The sequence below is a fragment of the Acinetobacter terrae genome (genome assembly GCF_002135195.1).
In the GTDB taxonomy this organism is placed as follows: Bacteria; Pseudomonadota; Gammaproteobacteria; order Pseudomonadales; family Moraxellaceae; genus Acinetobacter; species Acinetobacter terrae.
The window spans coordinates 269,074-292,079 of record NZ_NEGF01000001.1 but is presented as its reverse complement, the minus strand read 5'-3'; the positions used below and the strand labels follow the sequence as shown (position 1 = coordinate 292,079).

The 23,006-nt window shown below is 39.3% G+C and carries 24 protein-coding genes; 8 read left to right on the top strand and 16 right to left on the bottom strand.

Features of this window, described 5'->3' with window-relative positions:
* Positions 1–339: 339 nt before the first annotated feature.
* The 11 genes from dnaB to ppsA form a co-directional block, all read right to left on the bottom strand.
* Positions 340–1,791 (bottom strand): replicative DNA helicase, encoded by a 1,452-nt coding sequence (gene dnaB, locus B9T23_RS01440; protein ID WP_067726163.1) that lies wholly within the window; start codon positions 1,789–1,791, stop codon positions 340–342.
* Between the two features lie 250 nt (positions 1,792–2,041).
* Complete coding sequence (rplI, locus tag B9T23_RS01435) at positions 2,042–2,488, bottom strand: 50S ribosomal protein L9 (RefSeq protein ID WP_067726165.1); 447 nt, start codon at positions 2,486–2,488, stop codon at positions 2,042–2,044.
* A 9-nt stretch (positions 2,489–2,497) separates the two neighbouring features.
* Entirely contained in the window at positions 2,498–2,725 is a 228-nt protein-coding gene (gene rpsR / locus B9T23_RS01430; protein ID WP_004676982.1) for a 30S ribosomal protein S18, read from the bottom strand.
* A gap of 11 nt (positions 2,726–2,736) precedes the next feature.
* Entirely contained in the window at positions 2,737–3,123 is a 387-nt protein-coding gene (rpsF, locus tag B9T23_RS01425; RefSeq protein ID WP_053578020.1) for a 30S ribosomal protein S6, read from the bottom strand.
* Positions 3,124–3,396: 273 nt separating this feature from the next.
* On the bottom strand, positions 3,397–4,275 hold the full coding sequence (cyoE, locus tag B9T23_RS01420; RefSeq protein ID WP_086192657.1) for a heme o synthase: 879 nt from the start codon (positions 4,273–4,275) through the stop codon (positions 3,397–3,399).
* Positions 4,276–4,285: 10 nt separating this feature from the next.
* Positions 4,286–4,612, bottom strand: a complete 327-nt coding sequence (gene cyoD, locus B9T23_RS01415; protein ID WP_067726169.1) for a cytochrome o ubiquinol oxidase subunit IV — start codon at positions 4,610–4,612, stop codon at positions 4,286–4,288.
* Entirely contained in the window at positions 4,612–5,232 is a 621-nt protein-coding gene (gene cyoC, locus B9T23_RS01410; RefSeq protein ID WP_086192655.1) for a cytochrome o ubiquinol oxidase subunit III, read from the bottom strand. The genes cyoD and cyoC overlap by 1 nt, the downstream gene beginning before the upstream one ends.
* A 4-nt stretch (positions 5,233–5,236) precedes the next feature.
* Positions 5,237–7,225, bottom strand: coding sequence for a cytochrome o ubiquinol oxidase subunit I (cyoB, locus tag B9T23_RS01405; protein WP_067726173.1), 1,989 nt, complete (start codon positions 7,223–7,225; stop codon positions 5,237–5,239).
* 3 nt (positions 7,226–7,228) lie between these two features.
* Positions 7,229–8,302, bottom strand: coding sequence for a ubiquinol oxidase subunit II (gene cyoA / locus B9T23_RS01400; protein WP_067726175.1), 1,074 nt, complete (start codon positions 8,300–8,302; stop codon positions 7,229–7,231).
* A gap of 316 nt (positions 8,303–8,618) precedes the next feature.
* The gene (locus B9T23_RS01395; protein ID WP_086192652.1) at positions 8,619–9,389 is read right to left on the bottom strand and encodes an RDD family protein; all 771 of its coding nucleotides are present in this window, start codon (positions 9,387–9,389) and stop codon (positions 8,619–8,621) included.
* Between the two features lie 101 nt (positions 9,390–9,490).
* On the bottom strand, positions 9,491–11,869 hold the full coding sequence (gene ppsA / locus B9T23_RS01390) for a phosphoenolpyruvate synthase (RefSeq protein WP_086192649.1): 2,379 nt from the start codon (positions 11,867–11,869) through the stop codon (positions 9,491–9,493).
* A gap of 154 nt (positions 11,870–12,023) precedes the next feature.
* Between ppsA and ppsR the strand changes: the two genes are divergently transcribed.
* The 3 genes from ppsR (at position 12,024) to B9T23_RS01375 (ending at position 13,699) form a co-directional block, all read left to right on the top strand.
* Entirely contained in the window at positions 12,024–12,860 is an 837-nt protein-coding gene (gene ppsR / locus B9T23_RS01385) for a posphoenolpyruvate synthetase regulatory kinase/phosphorylase PpsR (protein WP_067726182.1), read from the top strand.
* A gap of 151 nt (positions 12,861–13,011) precedes the next feature.
* Complete coding sequence (locus tag B9T23_RS01380) at positions 13,012–13,335, top strand: hypothetical protein (RefSeq protein WP_171263029.1); 324 nt, start codon at positions 13,012–13,014, stop codon at positions 13,333–13,335.
* The gene (locus tag B9T23_RS01375; RefSeq protein ID WP_143222489.1) at positions 13,319–13,699 is read left to right on the top strand and encodes a hypothetical protein; all 381 of its coding nucleotides are present in this window, start codon (positions 13,319–13,321) and stop codon (positions 13,697–13,699) included. Before B9T23_RS01380 ends, B9T23_RS01375 begins: the two co-directional genes overlap by 17 nt.
* 51 nt (positions 13,700–13,750) lie before the next feature.
* Here the strand turns inward: B9T23_RS01375 and B9T23_RS01370 are convergent, their stop codons facing one another.
* Both B9T23_RS01370 and yiaA read right to left on the bottom strand, forming a co-directional pair.
* On the bottom strand, positions 13,751–14,305 hold the full coding sequence (locus B9T23_RS01370) for an NAD(P)/FAD-dependent oxidoreductase (protein WP_086192643.1): 555 nt from the start codon (positions 14,303–14,305) through the stop codon (positions 13,751–13,753).
* A gap of 363 nt (positions 14,306–14,668) precedes the next feature.
* Positions 14,669–15,145: an inner membrane protein YiaA gene (yiaA, locus tag B9T23_RS01365; RefSeq protein ID WP_086192640.1), complete on the bottom strand. Its 477-nt coding sequence runs from the start codon at positions 15,143–15,145 to the stop codon at positions 14,669–14,671.
* 87 nt (positions 15,146–15,232) lie between these two features.
* Between yiaA and B9T23_RS01360 the strand changes: the two genes are divergently transcribed.
* The 4 genes from B9T23_RS01360 to B9T23_RS01345 all read left to right on the top strand — a co-directional run bounded on the left by B9T23_RS01360 (position 15,233) and on the right by B9T23_RS01345 (position 18,485).
* Entirely contained in the window at positions 15,233–15,628 is a 396-nt protein-coding gene (locus tag B9T23_RS01360) for a transposase family protein (protein WP_086192638.1), read from the top strand.
* The gene (locus B9T23_RS01355) at positions 15,576–16,046 is read left to right on the top strand and encodes a transposase family protein (protein ID WP_086192636.1); all 471 of its coding nucleotides are present in this window, start codon (positions 15,576–15,578) and stop codon (positions 16,044–16,046) included. The genes B9T23_RS01360 and B9T23_RS01355 overlap by 53 nt, the downstream gene beginning before the upstream one ends.
* A gap of 100 nt (positions 16,047–16,146) precedes the next feature.
* Positions 16,147–17,553, top strand: a complete 1,407-nt coding sequence (locus B9T23_RS01350; protein WP_086192634.1) for an AAA family ATPase — start codon at positions 16,147–16,149, stop codon at positions 17,551–17,553.
* Positions 17,553–18,485, top strand: a complete 933-nt coding sequence (locus B9T23_RS01345; RefSeq protein ID WP_086192632.1) for an HNH endonuclease — start codon at positions 17,553–17,555, stop codon at positions 18,483–18,485. Before B9T23_RS01350 ends, B9T23_RS01345 begins: the two co-directional genes overlap by 1 nt.
* Positions 18,486–18,511: 26 nt before the next feature.
* Here the strand turns inward: B9T23_RS01345 and gatB are convergent, their stop codons facing one another.
* From gatB to gatC, 3 genes are read right to left on the bottom strand one after another with little or no spacing between them, the layout of a single operon-like run.
* The gene (gene gatB, locus B9T23_RS01340) at positions 18,512–19,966 is read right to left on the bottom strand and encodes an Asp-tRNA(Asn)/Glu-tRNA(Gln) amidotransferase subunit GatB (protein WP_086192630.1); all 1,455 of its coding nucleotides are present in this window, start codon (positions 19,964–19,966) and stop codon (positions 18,512–18,514) included.
* Positions 19,966–21,444, bottom strand: a complete 1,479-nt coding sequence (gatA, locus tag B9T23_RS01335; RefSeq protein WP_086192627.1) for an Asp-tRNA(Asn)/Glu-tRNA(Gln) amidotransferase subunit GatA — start codon at positions 21,442–21,444, stop codon at positions 19,966–19,968. Before gatA ends, gatB begins: the two co-directional genes overlap by 1 nt.
* A 53-nt stretch (positions 21,445–21,497) precedes the next feature.
* Complete coding sequence (gatC, locus tag B9T23_RS01330) at positions 21,498–21,812, bottom strand: Asp-tRNA(Asn)/Glu-tRNA(Gln) amidotransferase subunit GatC (protein ID WP_067723929.1); 315 nt, start codon at positions 21,810–21,812, stop codon at positions 21,498–21,500.
* 132 nt (positions 21,813–21,944) lie between these two features.
* On the opposite strand from gatC, the gene B9T23_RS01325 reads away from it, so the two are divergent.
* Positions 21,945–22,991, top strand: coding sequence for a rod shape-determining protein (locus tag B9T23_RS01325; protein WP_067723930.1), 1,047 nt, complete (start codon positions 21,945–21,947; stop codon positions 22,989–22,991).
* Positions 22,992–23,006: the final 15 nt, after the last annotated feature.

The window sequence follows — 23,006 nt, the reverse complement described above, 5'->3', positions numbered from 1 at the left end:
TATAAGCTACAATCAGAATCTTAAAGATATGCTTGTCATCTCACTCAAAATGGGGAGGAACTGAAGCAGAATAGAGTGCCATATTGTATTCCTATGACTGAAAATAAACACTAATTTAAAGTATATTTCAATCAAATTTTAGATAGCATTGTTTGATTCTATTATTAAAATATCAGGGCTGGTGGCATATTACTCTTTGATCTTTTCTAATATTTAAGTTGAATGAGTAGTATAAAAAGATGCTGCACTGAAATCATGTTTCAATTTAAATGATTAAAGAGCAGACTGTGAGAAAATAGTCAGTTAAAAAAACGAGGTCATCACCTCGTTTTTTATTACTTATTCTTCATCATTATATTGAGCATAAAACTCTGGTGAAAGGTTACTAAATCGCGTGTATTGACCTTCAAAAGCCAGACGAACTGTACCGATCGGACCGTTACGCTGTTTACCAATAATAATTTCCGCAGTACCTGCTTCTTTCGATTCTTTGTTATAAACCTCATCACGGTAAATAAACATAATCAAATCGGCATCCTGCTCGATCGCACCGGATTCACGCAGGTCAGACATCACAGGGCGTTTATTTGGTCGGTTTTCCAGTGAACGGTTAAGCTGTGAAAGTGCAATCACCGGACACATCATTTCTTTGGCCAAAGCTTTTAAGCTTCGTGAAATTTCCGAGATCTCGCCGACACGGTTGTCGCCCATACCGGGTACTTTCATTAACTGTAGATAATCGACCATGATGCAGCCAATTTTACCACCATGCATTTTGGCAATACGACGTGCGCGGGCACGTAATTCTGTCGGTGGAAGGGCGGATGAATCATCAATGTACAGGTTCTTTTCTTGCAGCTGTAAAATCGTACCGGTCACTTTAGACCATTCATCACCATCCAGTTTGCCTGAACGTAAATGACCTTGGTGAACTTTACCGTAAGCCGAGATTAAACGCATGGCAATCGAATCTGCTGGCATCTCCATGGAGAATACCAGGGCAGGTAGATCACAGTTAAACAGCACACTTTCCACCAGGTTCATGGCAAAGGTGGTTTTACCCATAGATGGACGTGCAGCGACAATAATCAAGTCACCCGATTGCATACCAGAGGTTTTATTATCCAGTTCCATAAAACCAGAGGTTAAACCGGTAATGCTGCCTTCCATTTGAGAAAGTTCATTTAGCTTGTCAAATACGTCTGCAACCACGGCATTAATGGGTTTTGGACCTTGTGCCTTGGCATTGTTATTATGTTGTTCAGCAATGGAAAAAATATTGGTTTCAGCCAAATCTAAAATTTCACTGACACTACGACCTTTGGTGTCATAAGCATTCTGTAAAATTTCAGAGCTGACTTTAATCATGCTGCGTAAAGTAGAAAATTCTTTAATTTTATTGGCATAAGTTTCCAGGTTATAAAAACTGGAAGGCGAGTCTGCCATTAATTGCATTAAATATTCTTCACCACCGACAGCATCAAGCAAATTTTGTTTGATCAGCCAGTCATTCACCAAAACGGCATCGTAAGGTGAGTTTTCTTGGGTTAATTTTTCAATGGCGCGAAAAATATACTTATGACGTGTCGCATAAAAATCATTTTCACTGAGTACATCACCAACTTGTTCAAAAGATTCAGCAACGGTCATCAGCGCTGCAAGTACGGCTTGCTCGATCGCCAAGTTATGCGGTGGGGTACGGAACTCTTTTAATTGACCTGACTCATTTCCTTTATTATCTACTTTAGATGAGTTAAGCGTAGCTTTAGAATTGGCATTCGCCTGTGACATATAAAACCCTGATTTTAAATGCGATAAATGAGTAATTTAGAAATTGGGACGAATAATGAATTTTCAATGATCTTCGTCTAAACAGATCATACGCGTTCTTTAAAAAAATGCGAATCGAAAATTTCATTTAGCTAAAAACAGTAAAAATAAATTGTATTCACTACTTTTGAGTAAATCTGGATAAGCTATTTTGACTATTTTCAGAGATAAAAAAAGAGCATGCAAAAGCATGCTCTTTTTCTTGCAAAAATTACTCAGATACGATAGTAACGAGAACTTCAGCAATAACATCATGATGCAATTGGATTGCGATGTTGAATTCGCCAGTGTGACGAAGCGCGCCATTTGGAAGACGAACTTCCGCACGGTCAACTTCTAGACCAGCATTTGTCAACGCGTCAGCGATGTCACGAGTACCGATTGAACCGAATAGTTTACCTTCGTCACCAGCTTTAGCAGTGATTACGATGTTAACTTCGTTCAATTGGTCAGCACGTGCTTGAGCAGCAGCTAAAACATCAGCTTCAGCTTTCTCAAGTTCTGCACGACGAGCTTCAAAAGCAGCAGTATTCGACTCAGTCGCTGCTACTGCTTGACCTTGAGGGATAAGGTAGTTGCGGCCGTAACCAGCTTTAACTGAAACTTTATCGCCTAATTTACCAAGGTTTTTAATGCGTTGTAATAAAATAATATCCACAGCTCAACCTCACTTATGATTGTCAGTGTAAGGGATCAAAGCCAAGTAACGAGCTTGTTTAATAGCAAGCGCTAATTGACGTTGGTAACGAGCTTTAGTACCTGTAATACGGCTAGGAACAATCTTGCCGTTTTCAGTGATGTACTGTTTTAAAGTATCGATATCTTTGTAGTCGATGTACGCAACTTTCTCAGCTGTAAAGCGGCAGAACTTGCGACGACGGTAAAAACGTGCCATTAATGTTCTCCTTATGCTTCAGCAGAGTCTTGAGATTGTTGTGCTTCTTCACGTTGTGCTTTACGCGCACGTTTTTCTTCAGCACTTTTAGCAAGCAATGATTCTTCAGTGATTGCGTTTTCACGACGAATAATAACATTACGAAGGATTGCATCGTTATAACGGAACAATTCTTCTAATTCATTAAGCGTAGTTTGACCACATTCAACATTCATTAAAATGTAGTGAGCTTTATGAATTTTGTTAATTGGGTAAGCCAATTGACGACGGCCCCAATCTTCTAAACGGTGAATTTGACCTTCAGCTTCTTTGATGTGAGTTAGGTAACGTTCTACCATACCCACAACTTGATCGCTTTGGTCTGGATGTACCAAAAGTACGATTTCGTAGTGACGCATTGTCAGCTCCTTACGGTTTGTGCAGCCCCTAACTTTTGAAAAGTCAGAAGCAAGGAGTCACAACCAAAGTTGTGTCGCAAAAATTGCGAAGCGTGAATTTTAGTGGTTTTAGGGGTAAATTACAAGGGAATCTTTTTGTGATGATTGATTTGTATGCAAGCGTGGAAGTGCGGAAGCTGGAATAGATGAAAATGGAAGGGGATATTGAATCGGTCTTTTAGAGTAATAAAAATTGAAGGGTGAAAAAAAAGATAGAGTTAAACTCTATCTTTTTTAAAAAAACACGATTTGTGTTGCTGGTGCTTGGGAGGTAAAACTAAAACATATACTGATGATCGTAATCAGAATAACCGAAAACAGGAAAAAGCGTTTTGCCCATAATTGGTCATTTTCAGTTTTAAAGCCCAGTACACCAATATAAAACCAATAAATGCATAACGCGTTTAAAATAACGAGATACAGCCAGTTTACATAACCATATACAAACAAGGCATTCATTGTAATGGTAAATAATACAACATAAATCAGTGATTCAATTTTAGTACGTAAAATGGAACGTGCTACAGGGAGAATCGGGATACCTGCATTTTTGTAGTCATCAAAACGATATATAGCAATCGCCCATGAATGGGGCATTTGCCAAAGTGCATAACCAATAAAGATAAGCAGTGCAGCTAAGTCAAATTCATGACTAACAGCGGTATATCCAATCACTGGTGGGCTTGCACCAGAAATACTTCCAATAACTGTTTGGTGAATTGTTGTGCGTTTTGTCCAGAGGCTATAAAACACCACATAGACCACAAAACCAATCACTGCAAATAAAAAAGCGTACGCATTTACCCAGAACCATAAAATGCTAAAACCAATCACGCCAAGTACTAAGGAATACACCAAAGCGACAGGAACGGAAATGGATTTTTTAACCATCGCACGATTTTGTGTGCGCTGCATTTTTTGGTCGATGTCTTGGTCAATAACGTTATTGACCACACAACCAGAGGCAACAACCAAAGTTGTACCAAGGAGGGTAATAAGCAATAAAAGGAAATCTACAGAACCTTGAGCGGCTAAGAAATAGCCGCCCAAAGTGGTAACAAAGTTACCAAAGAGAATTCCTGGTTTAGTCAGGAATAAATAATTTTTCAGCATGACAATCAGTTTAGATCATCATGTTGTAGTGAAGGTAGTTCATGATCCATACAGAACCCACTAAAAGAATAGCGATGGTTAATATTGTATAAATAAATGCAATCACGTTCCAACGTTGCTCTGAAGAAGAGTTCATGTGCAAGAAGAACATGAGCTGTACTAAAACCTGAGCAACTGCAGTAATAGCAATTACAGTAACCAAAATACCACGTCCAAAGCCACCGCTCATTACCATTCCAAAAGGAATGATAGTGAGAGCAACTGAAAGGATGAAACCGACAGTATATTGTTTTAAGTTACCGTGCGATGCACCAGCAGAAGTGTGATCGTGACTCATTAGAGAACTCCCATCAAGTAAACTACGCTGAATACACAGATCCAAACGATGTCAAGGAAGTGCCAGAACAAGCTTAGGCAAGCAAGACGACGAGTGTTTGGAAGTGTCAAACCATTTTTCTTGATTTGATACATCAACACAAGCATCCATACCAAACCAGAAGTTACGTGAATACCGTGCGTACCAACTAAGGTAAAGAACGCAGATAAGAACGCACTTGTGCTTGGGCCATGGCCAGCGTGTACAAGGTGATTGAACTCATAAAGTTCCATACCGATGAAGGCAGCACCAAATAGCCATGTAATTGCTAACCAAGTTAAAACTTGACCCACATTTTTCTTGTATGAAGCAAGTACGGCAAAACCGAAGGTCACAGAAGAGATCAAGAGAGCGAAAGTTTCAGTTAAAACGAAACCTAAAGAATCACCAAAAAGCTCTTTAGCACTTGGAGTACCAACAGGAATGTGACTGCTTAATACAGCGAACGCGATGAAGAGTGTCCCGAATAGGATCAAGTCACTCATCAAGTAAGTCCAGAAACCAAAGACTGTGATGTCAGTATCATCGTGATGATGATGCTCATCGTGTCCTTGGTTGTCGTGATGAAGTACTTCAGCCATTGTCTTAGTCCTTCTTCAAGTGTTTTTCAAGAATCGCATAGCGTTCGTTTTCAATGCGTTCTACTTCAGCAGCAGGCACATAGTAATCCACTTTCTTAGTGAATGAACTTACGATAAACGAAACGATAGCACCAATGAATCCAACAGCTACTAACCACCAGATATGCCAGATTAAAGCAAAGCCCATTACAGTAATTAACATTGCAATCACGAAACCAGCCGCACGGTTGGTTGGCATATGAACGTCTTCATACTGAGTTGGTTTGGCATATGCGATGCCATTTTCTTTGTCAGTCCAGAAAGTATCAATACCATTGATCTTAGGAAGATGTGCAAAGTTATAGAAAGGAGCAGGTGAAGAAGTAGCCCATTCTAAAGTACGACCATCCCAGATATCGCCAGTGTTATCGATATTGTTGTTGCGTTGCAAGAAACCAACAATGATTTGCATTAAGAAACATGCAATACCAAGTGCGACAAGAACAGCACCAAAGAGTGCAATAGCAATGTATGGATCCCACTCTGGGTTGTCATATGTATTCAGACGACGAGTCATACCCATGAAACCAAGGATATAAAGTGGCATGAATGCAAAATAGAAACCGAAGAACCAGAACCAGAAAGCTGCTTTGCCCCAAGTTTCATTAAGTTTCCAACCAAACATTTTTGGCCAGTAGAAAATGATACCTGCGAACATTGCAAATACTACACCACCAATAATTACGTTATGGAAGTGAGCAATCAAGAATAACGAGTTATGTACCAGGAAGTCCGCTGGTGGAACTGCCATTAATACACCCGTTAAACCACCGATACCAAAAGTCACAAGGAAGCCAAGTGTCCAAAGCATTGGTGTTGTAAAGGTAATGCGACCCTTGTACATGGTGAATAACCAAGAGAAGATTTTCACACCAGTAGGGATAGCAATAATCATGGTCATGATACCGAAGAACGCGTTAACGTTGGCACCAGCACCCATGGTAAAGAAGTGGTGAACCCATACAACGAAAGACAATACTGTGATTGCTACAGTTGCATACACCATTGATTTGTAACCAAACAATGCTTTGCGAGAGAAAGTTGCTACAACTTCTGAGTAAATACCGAATGCAGGTAATACCAAGATGTAAACTTCCGGGTGACCCCAAGTCCAAATCAAGTTTACATACAACATCGGGCTACCACCCAAGTCATTTGTAAAGAAGTGGAAACCGAAGTAACGGTCAAGCGTTAACATTGCAATAGTTGCAGTTAACACTGGGAAAGCTGCAATGATCAATACTGCTGTACATAAAGATGTCCAGGTAAAGATCGGCATATCCATCAGTGTCATGCCAGGTGCGCGCATTTTAATGATGGTAACAAAGAAGTTAACACCCGTTAAAAGCGTACCCAAGCCTGAAATTTGAAGTGCCCAGATATAGTAGTCAACACCTACGCCCGGAGAATATTCAATGCCTGATAGTGGAGGGTAAGCCATCCAACCAGTTGCAGCGAATTCACCCAGTGCAAGAGAAGCCATCATCAGACCCGCAGCGCCGGCAAATAGCCAGAAGCTTAAAGAGTTCAATAATGGGAAGGCAACGTCACGAGCACCAATCTGTAATGGTACAGAGATGTTCATTAAGCCGACTACAAGACCCATCGCTACGAAGAAGATCATGATTACGCCATGGGCAGTAAAGATCTGATCGTAATGTTCAGGATGTAAATAGCCTTCACCACCACCTTTTGCAAGGAACTGCTGAAGACGCATCATGATTGCATCTGCAAAACCACGAACTAACATGATTACAGATACAAAGATATACATGATACCAATTTTTTTATGGTCTACAGAGGTGAACCATTCAGTCCACAAGTAGTTCCATTTTTTAAAGTAGGTAATCCCTGCAACGACTGCAAGGCCACCTAGGATCATCATCGCAACAGTCACCAATACAATTGGATCGTGTGGGATTGAATCCGGACCTAACTTACCTAATAAGCTCATGTCTTATTCCTCTACAGAAGCTGCAGTCGCATGTTCAACATTTGCATGAGCATCAGAAGCAGCAGCTTCGTGACCAGCAGTTGCTGAATGGTCAGCACCGTGGTAATTACTCATGTATCTGTTAATCACTGATTCGAACAATTTAGGCTCTACTGAAGAATAATAAGTCACTGGATGTGGCTTAGTCGGATAAGACTTCATTGCTTCAGCAGCAGCCTTTTCTTCAGGAGTTTGGGCATTCACAACCATTGCTTCGATTTGGTGCTTAGAACGGTTACCGTCACGTAAAGCTGCAAATTCAGCTTGGTCTAAAACAGCTTTTTGAACTGCATTAGGATTTACTGAAGTACCGTTGCCTGCTTTAACTGCTGCTACCCATTCAGCAAACTGAGCATCTGTTACAGAATGTGCACGGAAGCGCATTTGTGAGAAGCCATAACCTGAATAGTTAGAAGAGAAACCGCGGTAGCCTTCAGCTGGGCTAGTTTCGTCTGCCAAGAAGTTCAAGTGAGTCTGCATACCCGCCATTGCATAAATCTGACCAGACAATGCAGGGATAAAGAACGAGTTCATTGTGAAGTTCGAAGTTAAACGAAGACTAACCGGAGTTTTCTCAGGGAAGCGAATTTCGTTAACAGTCGCAATGTTTTGTTCTGGGTAGATGAAGATCCATTTGAATTGTTCAGCAATAACTTGAACAGTTAAAGGTGCTTTATCAGATTCGACCGGACGGTATGGGTCATACTTGTGGGAACCCCACCAAGTTAACCACGCTAGAATACCAATAATAATGACAGGTATACCCCATACTACAATTTCAATTGCAGTTGAGTGTGCCCATGTAGGTTTATAGTCTGCATCTTTATTCGATGCGCGATATTTCCATCCAAACCACAATGCCATAATTGCTGATGGAATGACCACCAAAAGCATTAAATAGATCGCAGTCATCATCAAGTCAGATTGACCTTGAGCAACTGGACCTTTTGAGTTTAGAAGTACCATATCACCGCCACACCCAGTCAAGAGTGCAGCCATCGCAGATAAAGACAATACAGCTAAAATTGTTTGTCTCATTTTACAACCTCGGTGAAGAGTCCCATTCCCTAATTTAATATGGGATAGCGATTAAAGTGTCGCATGATTGGAAATATTTTATTTTCACTTAGAAATTCTAAGCATAGAAAATCCTTCCCAATCATGAGGCACCGCTACGTTGTGAGGCATTATGCCTCATATTGTTGAACTAAGCTATATGTAAAGAGGCTTTAAATGACTGTTATAAAAACTGATTTTTTTACTCGGAATTAAACTTTCAAGATGGTAATTTTATTTTAATATCAATATTCTGGGGAAAAACAGGGATATAAAATAATCCCTGTTTCTTGTATGATTATTGTTTGACCACTTTGGTTTTGGCGAGCTTATCATGCAAAGTTTGGCGTTTTTCGCCAATAGCAAAAACATGGTCAAGGATGGTGATAAACGGCATAAACAGCAAATTTAAAATAATAAAGATGAAACTGCGTAAGGTGAATGCACGCATTAAGCTTACTTTCTCACCACTTTCCACATCTACAATTTTGATTTTGGTTAGTTTCTTGCCAATACTTTGCCCAGATTTCGCCAACATAAATGCCTGAATTCCAAGCATAATAATGATGTAGATAAGCATTGCTTGCCAAGCTTCTGCTGGAATAAGGGTAAATAATTGCTGTTGTAACTGGACTGCTTGAGTCGAGGTGTCTGCAGACTGCATCTTTTGCTGAATTTCTGACAACTGATTAACTTGATCCGGTTTTAGGAAAAAAGATGGAATGGCAGCTGCAGGCAACCAGAGCAATAAATCGATAATTTTTGCTAAGACTCGTGTGCTAATTGAAGCGAGCTCATTATTTTGTGCTGCTTTTTTTTCAACATGTATTTTGTTAAAGCTGGAGTTCTGAAAAAGGGTTTGCTCAGGGATAGGTGCGGGAGCTATATAACCTTCAGGTTGATATACAAGTTTACCTTGGGTTAATTCACCTAAAGCTTTCCATTCGGTCATGCCTTGGTGCCAAGCCAAATCTGTAAGCAGAACTTGCTGACTAGCGAGCATTTGATTTAACTGCTCTAAGGTATATGGACCAGCTTGTTGATTATTACGAGCCAAGTAAATTTGCATAAATATTAAATCTCAAAACGTAAATTAGGTTTGTATAGCAAACCCTTAAATTATAGATGAAAAAAAAGACCCAAATGTGGGTCTTTTTTTAACATAGTTTCTTAAACTTGTTGAGCTTTTTCTTCAGCAAGGAAGAACCATGTGTCTAAAACCGAGTCTGGGTTTAAAGAAACCGACTCAATACCTTGCTCCATCAACCATTTAGCAAGATCTGGATGGTCAGAAGGACCTTGACCACAAATACCTACGTATTTGCCTGCTTTACGGCATGCATGAATCGCCATAGAAAGTAGGGCTTTAACCGCTGGATCGCGTTCATCAAACAGGTGAGAAACGATACCAGAGTCACGGTCAAGACCGAGTGTTAACTGAGTCAAGTCATTAGAACCGATAGAGAAGCCATCGAAGTGTTCAAGGAATTGTTCAGCTAACAATGCGTTAGTAGGCAATTCACACATCATGATCACTTTAAGACCATTTTCACCACGTTTAAGACCATTCAGCGCCAATAACTCAATCACACGTTTCGCTTCCGCTACAGTACGTACGAAAGGAATCATGATTTGAATGTTGGTTAAGCCCATTTCGTCACGTGCTTTCTTCAATGCACGGCATTCAAGTTCGAAGCAGTCACGGAAGTTGTCAGAAACGTAACGACTCGCGCCACGGAAACCAAGCATTGGGTTTTCTTCTTCTGGTTCGTATAACTTACCACCGATCAAGTTCGCATATTCGTTTGACTTGAAGTCAGACATACGAACAATCACTGGTTTGTCAGCGAAAGCAGCAGCAAGCGTTGAAATACCTTCAACCAATTTTTCTACATAGAATTCGATTGGAGAAGAGTAGCCTGCAGTACGTGCCATTACAGCTGCACGAGTTTCGCGTGGAAGGCTGTCGATGTTCAATAACGCTTTAGGATGCACACCAATCATACGGTTGATGATGAATTCTAAACGTGCAAGTCCAATACCTTCGTTTGGAATTTGAGCGAAGTCAAATGCACGGTCAGGGTTGCCGACGTTCATCATAACTTTGAACGGAAGTGCTGGCATAGATTCGATAGAGTTACGTTGAACTTCGAAATCTAAAGCACCCTCGTAGATGAAGCCTGTATCACCTTCAGCACAAGAAACTGTTACTTCTTGACCATCAGTAAGCACTTCAGTTGCATTACCACAACCCACGATTGCTGGAACACCAAGCTCACGTGCAATGATTGCTGCGTGACAAGTACGACCACCACGATTGGTTACAATCGCAGCTGCACGTTTCATTACTGGTTCCCAGTCTGGGTCAGTCATGTCAGATACAAGAACGTCACCGTCTTGTACTTTGTCCATTTCTTTGATTGAAGAAACGATACGTACTTTACCAGAACCGATACGTTGACCAATTGAACGACCTTCACAAATCACAGTACCTTTTTGTTTAAGCAGGTAGCGTTCCATTGTGCCGACATTTTCACGGCTTTTTACTGTTTCAGGACGTGCTTGAACGATATAGATTTGACCGTCGTCGCCATCTTTCGCCCATTCGATGTCCATTGGTGAACCGTAATGGTTTTCAATGATCAATGCTTGTTTAGCAAGTTCTTGAAGTTCGTGATCATTTAACGCAAATTGTTGACGATCTTGTTTTTCAACGTCTACAACAACCACAGATTTACCAGCAGAAGCTTCTTCGCCATAAATCATTTTTTGGTGTTTAGAGCCAAGATTACGACGCAGAATAGAATGTTTACCCGCGTTTAATAATGGTTTAGACAGGTAGAATTCGTCAGGGTTTACCGCACCTTGAACAACCATTTCACCCAAACCATAAGATGCAGTAATGAATACTACATCACGGAAACCAGATTCTGTATCAAGTGTAAACATTACACCCGCAGCACCAGTTTCAGAACGTACCATACGTTGAATACCCGCAGAAAGGGCAACAACTTCATGTTTGAAGTTTTGGTGTACGCGGTATGAAATTGCACGGTCATTATATAAAGATGCAAAAACTTCTTTAATCGCGATCAAGACATTGTCAATACCACGGATATTCAAGAATGTTTCTTGCTGGCCGGCAAAAGAGGCATCTGGTAAATCTTCTGCAGTTGCAGATGAACGAACGGCAACCGCGATGTCAGGGTTGCCGTTAGATAATTCAGCGAAAGCGTTGCGAACTTCTTTTTCGAGTTCTGCTGTAAGCGGAGTATCGACAATCCATTGGCGAATTTTAGCGCCAGCTACTGCAAGAGCATTTACGTCATCAACATTTAAAGTTGATAGCTCTGCCTGAATTTTAGCGTTTAGGCCACTTTGCTCGAGAAATTCACGATAAGCAGCCGCAGTCGTTGCGAAACCACCTGGTACTGACACACCAGCATTGGATAAATGGCTGATCATTTCACCTAAAGATGAGTTTTTCCCACCTACAAGTTCAACGTCGTGCTTCCCTAATTTTTCTAGACCAATTACGCGCGCTTCCAAAGTTGTTACTCCACTTTTGCAGTATTAATCACTATCTTGGCATGAAATTATAACAAATCGCGTGGCTTTTTGATTTAACTCGGCGACAGTCATGTAAGATCGGTTTACTATAAAGATTTTACAGTACTTAGACAAATATTTAAGGAGAATTTTAATGTCAGAAGGTAAACAGATTAAGCGCAGTGTATTTTTTATCTCTGATGGTACGGCAATTACTGCTGAAACCCTTGGACATTCACTGTTAGCACAGTTTCCTCATGTTAATTTTGACATTCATATTATTCCTTATATTAGCTCTGAAGAAGCTGCAATGAATGTGGTTGCAGAAATCAATCAGCGCGCTGATCGTGATGGGCAGCAACCCTTGGTATTTGATACCCTGGTAGACCCCTATGTACGTGACATTATCAACACTGCAAATGCAGTAAATCTTGATGTATTTGAAGGACTTATAGGTAAATTGTCTGAGGTTTTAGGTACTCCTCCTACAACTTTAGTCGGACAAACCCATGCAGTGACCGATTCAGAGTCGTATAAAGCCCGTATTGATGCAGTTCATTTTGCTTTAGACAACGATGATGGGGCACGTACCCGCCATTATGACAAAGCCGATTTAATTCTGATTGGCGTGTCACGTTCAGGCAAAACTCCAACCTCAATTTATTTGTCATTACAATTTGGCATTCGTGTGGCGAACTATCCATTGACTGAAGAAGACCTGGATGATAACCGTTTGCCTGCGGTATTGCGTCCACATAAAAGTAAACTGTTTGGTTTAATGATTGATGCGGAGCGTCTTGTAGCGATTCGTACTGAGCGCAAGGCAAACAGCCGTTATGCAAGTTTCAGTCAATGTCTGATGGAACTTCGTGCTGTTGAAGGGATTTATATTTCTGAAGGAATTAAATATTTGAATGTTTCGGAAATGTCGATTGAAGAAATTTCAACCCGTGTTTTACAAATGACAGGTCTTAAACGTCGTATTGGTTAAAGTGAAAGTAGAGTTAAATTAATCTTTAACTCTACTTTAAATAATCGAAAAATATGAGGATTGTTATATGTATAAAATATTAAAGCTAAAAACAATTACTCTTTTTTTCGCTATGTTGAGCCTGGTAAATAGCCAGACTTTTGCAGAATCTGTGGCAAATTTTGAAACCGATATTATCAATAAATATTATAAAATCAGTCTGACTGATCGCTATGAGAATGACGGCATTAACCAAGAAATTGCATCCAAAGTAGCAAACTTTATTGAGAAAAATTCACAAAGTTTTGAATACCCATTTAAAAATTTACTCGATAAAAACCTACTTTTATTGAATTATAGTCCTGATCGAAAGCTCAAGTTTTATACATTTAATATTTCTGCGGGTGGCTCAATGCGTGAATTTGAGTCCTATGTGCAGTTTAAACAGGGCAACAAGGTCATTACACACGCACTCAATGATGGGGGGATTTATTAAAGCCATTCGTCAAACTCAATTGAATAATGTTCCAACTTATCTTATTTCTAAAACTTATATTGGCAGTGGTTGTGAGGGGCAATATGGCATTCAGGCGACTCAAATTAAAAATGGCCAATATAAAAGTGTGAATGTCTTTAAGACTAAAACAAAAGCACTGGATCAGATTAATATCCATTATGACTGTAATTATTATCCCCAAAATATCCAACCTTTTGATATGGATCGACTCTATATTCGTGTATCTGCAGATCTTCAAAAAATTGATATTCTAGTGATTAAGCCATCAGGTGAATTGACACAAAATTATTTGCGTTATCAAAAGAATAACAATAATTATCAATATATCGGTACAGTGAAATAAATTGATCGATAAAAAAAGAGGCATATCCGCCTCTTTTTTTATGCTTAAAACTTAATAGGTCGTGATAATGATATCCACCAAGTGTTCAATACCTTCCATACTTTGTACGGCTTGTTCTGTGATTTTAACCACCGGCCAGGTAATTAACTTACAGTTTTCACGTTGTAGTGCTGCATAGTAAGTATCTGACTTAAAGAACACTTTATTTTCACTTGCCGAGTTGGGCATTAACTGTCGTTTTAACCAGTTGTCTTTCAGTTGTGATTCAAGATAGCGAATAGCCAATAATGATTTGACGCGATTGTTAAACAAGCGGCGATTTTTAATAATTAAAGGATGTGAAAGCAGTCTATGAATGCCTTTTTCGGTGTGTGGCAAAATAAAATGTGGTGCAATTTGAAATATTTTAACCAATTTTGCCTGATTACAGATTTGATCTAAATACGTCACTGTCATTTGACTCGCACCCACAATAGCCACATTTAAATTGGAAAAATCACACAGTTTAATATCTTCAGCGGCAACAATTTTTCCTTTAAAGTTCTGGAAAAAATCGGGCGTATTTTGAAAGAAGCCATCCAATGGATTCTTTTTCTTGTTAACCATTTACATATCCTTTCTTTTTTTACTTTGTCGCGGTCGGTTCTACAGTTCTTTGGTATATCCAAGTTGGAACTTTTGGTAAAGATTTTTCTGAAATCTGGTCAGTCATCGCAACTATGTTGTTGTTTCGAATGTGGATTAATTTTTGCTTATGATTTAGGCTGTTATGCGTTCAGGATAAAATAATTTAATATCAATCGTTGCGATGACTCTAATTTGATTTTCCTTACAATCATAGAAAATTCACCGTGGCAGAGTGATTCTCGTCTGCTTTATCTTCACAATTTTTTAATGGGGAACTGATAAAAAATAAAGACTTGCCAGTAAGGGACAAGTCTTAGCTTTATTTATGATGCTTATAAAAGCTTAATTTTTTTCCTCATCATGTTCTATAGGTTGAAATTGTGTATTGGAGTAATTGGGGACACTTGGTGGCTGGGTATGTGTTCTGAGATAGTCTAAATCGCGAATATTTTTTTGCACCGCAACTGCACCAAATAAACTCAGTAAAAATGCCATGATATAAAATCCTTTTTCACTTAATTCAAGTGAGGCATTCCATAGACCAATGGCAAGCAATGCGATGCAGATCACGATTGATGCCCAGCAAAGTCCAAAATAAATCGCAGTCACCTGAATGCCTTCGAGTTTATCGCGGACAATTTTTTGCAAAGATACAGCAGCGAATAAACCATATAAAATCAGGATTAAATAATAGCCTTTTTCATTCAGTAACATTGACGCATTAAATAAGCCGATGATATATGCAGCTACACCCGTGATAAGCGCAACCCAACTTACAGCAATAAATGCAGAGCTAGGTTTATTAATATATTGATTCATTAGATCTCTTTCATAAATCAAAAAATGACCTTCTTTTTGATTAATATTTGTACCCCAGATTTTTTAACAGTCGTGCATAATCTGCGGATGAAATACATCGATTCAAACAAGCTTTCTGATCCTCAGTTCAAGCGATACACCGGCATCTCATGGTCAACCTTCTATTTAATGGTTGAGCAATTGAAGAAACATGTTCCTACTAAAGGCAGACCGTCCAAGTTAAGCCTGGAAGACCAGGTTCTTCTCTGTCTGAGCTATTGGCGGGAATACCGAACCTTATTTCACGTTGCGACGAGTTACGGGGTTTCAGAGCCCACAGCCTCAAGAATTGTCCGTCATGTTGAAGACTGCCTGATTGGGTCCAATCTTTTTAATTTACCGAAGAGTTTACCCGAAGGTGAAGGCATCGACTGGAATGTTGTGATCGTGGATGCCACAGAAATTCCAATCCAAAGGCCTAAAAAAACAGAAGAAAAGCTATAGCGGCAAGAAAAAGACCCATACCTTTAAAGTACAGGCCATGATTCACTACAAGACTCAGCAAATTCTGAGTTTATGTAGCAGTCGCGGTGCAGTGCATGATTTCGAGTTGTTCAAACGCAATTTAAACCAGATTCCTTCAGGAGCCTTTGTTCTTGCGGATAAAGGTTATCAAGGGATTTATACTTTGTATCCCAATAGCCTGTTGCCTTTAAAAGCCAAAAGATGCTGTAAATTGGATCCTGAACTAAAGATCTATAATCAGGAAATCAATAAAAGAAGAATAGGGATTGAGCATGTATTTGGTAGCCTGAAAACCTTCAAAATCCTTGCGGAGCGTTATCGAAATAGAGGCAAAAGACTCGGTTTGAGATTCAATTTAATCGCTGGAATCTATAACTTGGAGCTGAGTAAAAAATGATTTATGAAAGAGGTCTAATAAGCATGACTTTGGTCATATTAAGATTGTTTTTGATAATGAATTAAAAGAAAAACTGAATCCTTCTGAGCATTTTAATTATGTGGATTTTATTCCTAAGGAATTTTCAAAACTAAATGATGGTTTTTATAGTATAGGGGATTTATATTTTTATAAAAGATTAAAAGAAATTTTTCCTGTAGATCAAATAAAATTAATTCTAAATTCATTAAGCGATATAGCAGTGGATTTGAATAGATTAGATAAGGTTTTAAGTAAAGATTTAAGTGTTGTGAGAACTTCTCTATTGAGGGATTATAAAGAGGAGGAAATTAGAAATAAGCTTTATAGAATGGCAAATGGGGGAGTTGAATTAACACCATATAATTTTAGTTTTAATTATTCTTTAAACAAAGAAAAATCTAAAAATTTAGATTTTAAAGTAGTGCCTAACTCGCTTCCACCTACAAATATTCACGTCGTTATCGGTGGTAATGGAGTAGGTAAGACAACTTTTTTAAATAGTATCTTAAGAGAGTACTTTGAAGGAAATACTGAATATTCAATAGTATACCGATCTAATTTAGATGTATTATTGAATCTGGTAGTTGTTTCATATAGTCCATTTGATAGATTGTTTAAAGATATTGATCTGCATAAGATTCATTCGAAGTATTATTCTTATATAGGTTTAAGAGAAGACCCAACGGTACACAAAACAGAAAATTATAAGAATATTACTAGTACTAACAAGGATTTTATTATTGCTCTATTGAAGTGCAAATTTTCAGAGGTTTTGAGGAAAAAATGGTTGAATATGATAGAGATTCTTGAAATCGATGGTTATTTTGCCAATAGGAACTTATCAAAACTTATGGATGATATTGATACATCTATTCTGAAGAAAGAAAATTTTAATATTAATAATTTAACTGTTTCTGAAGTAGAAAATATCTTAGAAAAAAACCAGAAACTGATAAAAAACTTTAATGATTTTAGTAGTGGTCATAAAATTATTTTGTTGAGTTTAACAAAATTAGTCGTTGAAGTAATCGAGAAATCATTAGTAATTTATGATGAGCCAGAGACATATTTACATCCTCCTTTGATTTCTGCCTATATTCGTGCTTTGTCTTGGTTAATGATAGATAGAAATGCTGTAGCAGTTATTGCTACACATTCTCCTGTGATCTTACAAGAAGTTCCAAAAAAGTCAGTATGGATTATTTCAAGAGAGGGCGATGAGTTTGGAGCTGATCGTCCTCCGATTGAAACATTTGGTGAAAGTGTTAGTACTTTGACTAAAGAGGTTTTTAATCTTAGAAGTAAGAAAAGTGGTTTCTATACATTACTTGAAGATATTATAAAAAAAGTCTTTGATGAAAATTCAAATTTAAGCTTAAGTCAGCTCTATGATTTGGTAGTTGAAAAATTTAGTGGTGAAGTAGGAGATGAAGCTCAAAGTATAATAATTTCACTTATTAATAAAATGAAAAAAGAGAAAGTTTAATGTTCCAGAAGCCATTACCTGATTTTACTATTCAAGACACCTATCCTGTATGTATCAACTATATTGACGATGCAGGTATTAAGCAATATATGGTTGATATTCAAGATCATGTTTATTCTCAAAGTGAAAAATACTTAGATTTAATTCGTCAATCTAAATTGGAAGAATTAGATATACCAACTATTTTTAATATACCTATGGATGTTAATGGTAAAAGAAGTAAAACACATGAAAATAATTGGTTTGTAAAATTATATAAATATTATTTTAGTAAAAATGAACAAAGATATGTAGACGCTAATCAATTTTATAACCGTATAAAACTTGATGGGGTTGTTAATAATAACAGTAAAAGATGTTGTTATTGTAATAATAACAAAATTGAGGTTGTGGATCATTTTTTACCGGAAAGTAAATATATCTTTTTAGCAGTAAATCCAATCAATTTAGTTCCTGCATGTGAAGAGTGCAATGACAATAAACTTGCTTATAGTCCTAGCAGGACAGAACCGGTTTTAGTACACCCATATTTTGATGTTATAGATAATATTAGTTGGTTAGATGTACAAATTGCTGAAAGAGTGGAACTTAAGGATGAAAAAAAATATATCTATGTGTTTGAATATTTCGTCAAAGACTTAGTTGAATGTCCTATAGATATTCAACGAATTAAAAAAACTTTTGAAAAACTTAAGATTAATGACAATATCACTTTTGATGCACAAAACTTTTTTAATACAGAGTTAATTTACGAGTTAAATGATCCTGAGGAACTTGGTGAGTTAACTGATCAAGTCTTAGCTTTGCATTTTAGAAAAAAATCTCAAAAGTTGATTGTGCAGGGCTATGGTATAAATCACTGGAAAGTAGCTTTATATAAAATGCTATCTAATTTTTCAAATTTTTCATATTTTAAAGAAAACCCGCTCTAAAGCGGGTTTTCTTTTAACTGATTAGATTAACCAATCAATTTCTTCATTAATTCATTCACTTGAGCAGGGTTGGCTTTACCACGTGACGCTTTCATCACTTGACCTACAAGACCGTTAAAGGCTTTCTCTTTACCAGACTTGTATTCTTCAACCATCTTCTCGTTTGCAGCAAGAACTTCTTTAATGATCGCTTCAATCGCGCCAGTATCGGTTTCTTGCTTCAAGCCTTTTTCCGCAATAATGGCATCGGCAGATTGACCATTGGATTCCCACATAAAGCCGAAGACTTGTTTCGCAATTTTACCGCTGATTGTATTGTCTACAATACGCGCAATCATGCCGCCAAGCTGTTCAGCAGAAATTGGAGAATCGGTAATTTCCAGATTCGCTTTGTTTAAAGCAGCAGAGAATTCGCCCATCACCCAGTTGGCCGCCAATTTAGCTTGTTTCGCGCCACCTGCAGCAACCACTACAGCTTCGTAGAAATCAGCCAATTCACGTGAACCAGTGAGCACGTGCGCATCGTATTCAGATAATTGATGCTCAGACACAAAACGCTCACGACGTGCTTTCGGTAACTCAGGAAGTTCCGCACGAATCGCTTCAATTTGTTCATCAGAAATAATCACAGGCAACAAGTCTGGATCTGGGAAGTAACGGTAATCGTTGGCTTCTTCTTTAGAACGCATAGAACGCGTTTCCATTTTGTTCGGATCGAACAAACGGGTTTCTTGCGTGATTTTTCCGCCACTTTCCAAAATGTCCATTTGACGTTCAATTTCAACATTGATCGCTTTTTCAATGAAACGGAAAGAGTTGATGTTTTTCAATTCACAACGTGTACCGAACTCATTGCCTGGACGACGTAACGACACGTTACAGTCACAACGGAACGAACCTTCCGCCATGTTGCCGTCAGAAATACCGAGCCAGCGTACAAGGGTGTGAATGGTTTTCACATAAGCCACAGCTTCTTCAACCGAACGCATATCCGGTTCAGAGACGATTTCAAGCAGCGGAGTGCCGGCACGGTTCAAGTCGATACCGGTCATGCCTGCGAAATCTTCATGTAAAGATTTACCGGCATCTTCTTCCAGATGCGCACGTGTTACGCCAATGCGTTTTACAGTGCCATCTTCAAGTTGAATATCAACATGACCCAAGCCCACAATCGGGTTGTCCATCTGGCTAATTTGGTAGCCTTTAGGAGAGTCAGGGTAGAAATAGTTTTTACGCGCAAATACAGATGCTTTGTCGATGTAGGCATCAATGCCTAAACCGAAACGAACCGCCAAATCGACCACTGCTTTGTTCAGTACTGGCAATACACCCGGCATCGCCAAGTCAACCAAGCTGGCTTGAGTATTTGGGTCTTGACCGAAAGTGGTCGAAGAACCAGAGAAAATTTTAGAGTTCGTGTTGAGCTGTGTATGGATTTCTAAACCAATAACAACTTCCCAACCATCAATCAGCTTCGCCATTACACTGTCTCCTCTGCAATTGCCGCACGTTTGGTATGCCAATCGGTTGCTTGTTGATATTGATGCACAACAGACAACAATTGAGATTCTGACCAGTAGTTACCAATCAACTGTAAGCCAACGGGTAATTGATCTTTATCAAAACCAACAGGTGCATTGATGGCTGGTAAACCTGCCAAGTTCACTGCGATGGTGTAGATGTCGCCCAAGTACATTTCAACTGGGTCTAAAGACGCACCAATTTTATAGGCTGTGGTTGGTGCAGAAGGTGCAGCAATCACGTCAACAGATTCAAAGGCTTTCAAGAAATCTTGCTGGATTAAACGACGTACTTTCTGTGCTTTCACATAGTAAGCATCGTAATAACCGGCAGAAAGCGCGTAAGTACCAATCAGGATACGACGTTGAACTTCGGGACCAAAACCTTCTGAACGTGAACGTTTGTACAAGTCTGTTAAATCCACCGGATTTTCACAGCGGTAGCCGTAACGAACACCATCAAAGCGTTGTAAGTTAGACGATGCTTCAGCAGGTGCAATCAGGTAATAGGTTGGAACATAAGCATCAGTCATGTTGAGATCGATCTCAACCAGAGTCGCGCCCATCTCTTCCAGTTTTTTCAACGATTCTTCAACACGTGCTTTAACGTCAGCATCCAAGCCGGCAACGTTGAAGTACTGTTTCGGAATACCAATGCGTAAACCTTTCACCGAAGTAGCATTCAGGTTAGCAACGTAATCATCAGCATCAACGTTTACAGAAGTTGAGTCACGATCATCATGACCTGCCATTACATTCATCAAATAAGCACAGTCTTCAGCCGAACGCGCCATCGGGCCGCCTTGGTCTAAAGATGATGCATAGGCGATCATACCGAAACGAGACACACGACCATAAGTCGGTTTAAGCCCTGTAAGACCACAGAAAGACGCAGGTTGGCGAATTGAGCCACCTGTATCAGTACCGGTTGCAAATGGTGCAAGGTCAGCCGCTACAGCAGCAGCAGAACCACCTGAAGAACCACCAGGAACATGATCCAGTGCCCACGGGTTTTTGGTTGCGCCAAAGTAAGATGACTCAGAGGTCGAACCCATGGCGAATTCGTCCATGTTTACTTTACCTAAAGTCACCAAACCTGCAACTTTACCTTTCGCTACAACGGTCGCGTCGTAAGGAGAGATAAAGTTGTCCAGCATTTTAGAACCGGCAGTGGTTTTAATGCCGTGGGTACAGAAAATATCTTTGTGTGCAATCGGAACACCAGTCAACACATTGGCCATTCCAGATTGGCGCAGGGCATCCGCAGCATCCGCTTGAGCTAAGGCTTGTTCAGGCGTAACCGTGACATAACTTTGTACTTGGGCATCGATTTTTGCAATGCGTTTTAAATAATGTTCGGTGAGTTCACGAGACGAGAATTTAGAACCAGCTAAACCCTCAGAAAGTTCACGAATCGATAAGCGATGTAAATCTGTCATGAGAAATAATTCTTTACGTTTAATTTAACAAAAATGGTTTGACTGATTGGTATTTATTCAATCACGCGTGGAACAAGGTACAAGCCATCTTGAGTTGCAGGTGCAACAGCTTGATATTCTTCACGATGATTTTCTTCAGAAACCACGTCTTCACGTAAGGGTTGTGGATTGTCAAATGGGCTTTTAAGCGGCTCGACACCTTCTGTGTCAATGCCCTTTAAGGTTTCCATCATGCCTAAAATTTTATTTAGACTTTGAGCATATTCAGCAGATTGCGTATCATCTAGCGACAATCGTGCAAGATTGGCGATTGCTGAAACTGTTTGTGCATTTAAATCTGCAGAATGCTGTGCATCCGTTGTAGACATAACATCACCTGATCAGTATTAAAAAAATTCAAAATATCGTGCGTTATAATAAGCGATTGACTTGTTCAAATCATCACATTTAGTTAAAGTTGCCACCTTGCGTCCACATAAAGTTTAATCGAGAACGTCTCCGTGATTCTAAAAAGACTAATTGGCTTGTTTTCGCCCGATCTAGCCATTGATTTAGGTACAGCAAATACACTTATTTATGCACCAGGACGAGGCATTATATTAAATGAACCGACGGTTGTGGCAATTCGTCACAGTGGTTCACAAAAAATTGTTGCCGCGGTAGGTCTTGATGCAAAGCAAATGCTTGGTCGTACTCCTGCGAATATTACTGCAATCCGTCCCATGAAAGATGGTGTGATTGCCGATTTTGAAGTTACAGAAACCATGCTGAACCAATTTATCAGCAAAGTGCATGAAAGACGTCTATTTCCACCTGCACCGCGTGTCGTGGTTTGTGTTCCTTGCAAATCGACACTGGTAGAACGCCGTGCCATCCGTGAAGCGGTATTTAATGCCGGTGCGCGTGATGTTCGCTTGATTGAAGAGCCAATGGCTGCTGCAATTGGTGCGGGTATGCCGGTGGAGCAAGCATGTGGTTCAATGGTGGTTGATGTTGGTGGTGGTACCACTGAAATTGCCATTATTTCATTACAAGGCTGTGTCTATGCAGACTCGCTACGTATTGGCGGTGATGTATTTGATGAACAGATCATTAACTACGTACGTAAAGCACATGGTTGCGTGATTGGTGAAACCACTGCTGAAGTGATTAAAAAAGAAGTGGGTATGGCATTGCCGGATGAAGGTGCTAAACCACTCGAAATCGAAGTTCGTGGTCGTAACCTGGCAGAAGGTGTACCTCGTGCAATTACTGTGACTTCTGATGAAATCATGCAAGCCATTTCTGATCCATTACAAAATATTGTCTCTGCTGTTAAATCTGCACTTGAACAAACACCACCTGAATTGTCATCTGACATTGCAGAACGTGGCATTGTCTTGACAGGTGGCGGTGCATTATTGCGTAACCTCGATAAACTGCTTGCACAAGAAACAGGTTTACCTGTGGTTGTCGCAGAAGATCCGTTAACTTGCGTGACGCGTGGTGGTGGTAAAGTCTTAGAATTCTTTGATAACCCAAATCATGACATGCTATTTGTAGGCTAAGTTAAGGACCAGGCG

Coding starts and splice junctions, on each gene's coding strand:
- dnaB (WP_067726163.1), bottom strand. CDS start 1,791: ATGTCACAGGCGAATGCCAATTCTAAAGCTACGCTTAACTCATCTAAA.
- rpsR (WP_004676982.1), bottom strand. CDS start 2,725: ATGGCACGTTTTTACCGTCGTCGCAAGTTCTGCCGCTTTACAGCTGAG.
- rpsF (WP_053578020.1), bottom strand. CDS start 3,123: ATGCGTCACTACGAAATCGTACTTTTGGTACATCCAGACCAAAGCGAT.
- cyoE (WP_086192657.1), bottom strand. CDS start 4,275: ATGCTGAAAAATTATTTATTCCTGACTAAACCAGGAATTCTCTTTGGT.
- cyoD (WP_067726169.1), bottom strand. CDS start 4,612: ATGAGTCACGATCACACTTCTGCTGGTGCATCGCACGGTAACTTAAAA.
- cyoC (WP_086192655.1), bottom strand. CDS start 5,232: ATGGCTGAAGTACTTCATCACGACAACCAAGGACACGATGAGCATCAT.
- cyoB (WP_067726173.1), bottom strand. CDS start 7,225: ATGAGCTTATTAGGTAAGTTAGGTCCGGATTCAATCCCACACGATCCA.
- cyoA (WP_067726175.1), bottom strand. CDS start 8,302: ATGAGACAAACAATTTTAGCTGTATTGTCTTTATCTGCGATGGCTGCA.
- B9T23_RS01395 (WP_086192652.1), bottom strand. CDS start 9,389: ATGCAAATTTACTTGGCTCGTAATAATCAACAAGCTGGTCCATATACC.
- ppsR (WP_067726182.1), top strand. CDS start 12,024: ATGTCAGAAGGTAAACAGATTAAGCGCAGTGTATTTTTTATCTCTGAT.
- B9T23_RS01375 (WP_143222489.1), top strand. CDS start 13,319: ATGGGGGGATTTATTAAAGCCATTCGTCAAACTCAATTGAATAATGTT.
- B9T23_RS01370 (WP_086192643.1), bottom strand. CDS start 14,305: ATGGTTAACAAGAAAAAGAATCCATTGGATGGCTTCTTTCAAAATACG.
- yiaA (WP_086192640.1), bottom strand. CDS start 15,145: ATGAATCAATATATTAATAAACCTAGCTCTGCATTTATTGCTGTAAGT.
- B9T23_RS01360 (WP_086192638.1), top strand. CDS start 15,233: ATGAAATACATCGATTCAAACAAGCTTTCTGATCCTCAGTTCAAGCGA.
- B9T23_RS01355 (WP_086192636.1), top strand. CDS start 15,576: ATGCCACAGAAATTCCAATCCAAAGGCCTAAAAAAACAGAAGAAAAGC.
- B9T23_RS01345 (WP_086192632.1), top strand. CDS start 17,553: ATGTTCCAGAAGCCATTACCTGATTTTACTATTCAAGACACCTATCCT.
- gatB (WP_086192630.1), bottom strand. CDS start 19,966: ATGGCGAAGCTGATTGATGGTTGGGAAGTTGTTATTGGTTTAGAAATC.
- gatA (WP_086192627.1), bottom strand. CDS start 21,444: ATGACAGATTTACATCGCTTATCGATTCGTGAACTTTCTGAGGGTTTA.
- gatC (WP_067723929.1), bottom strand. CDS start 21,812: ATGTCTACAACGGATGCACAGCATTCTGCAGATTTAAATGCACAAACA.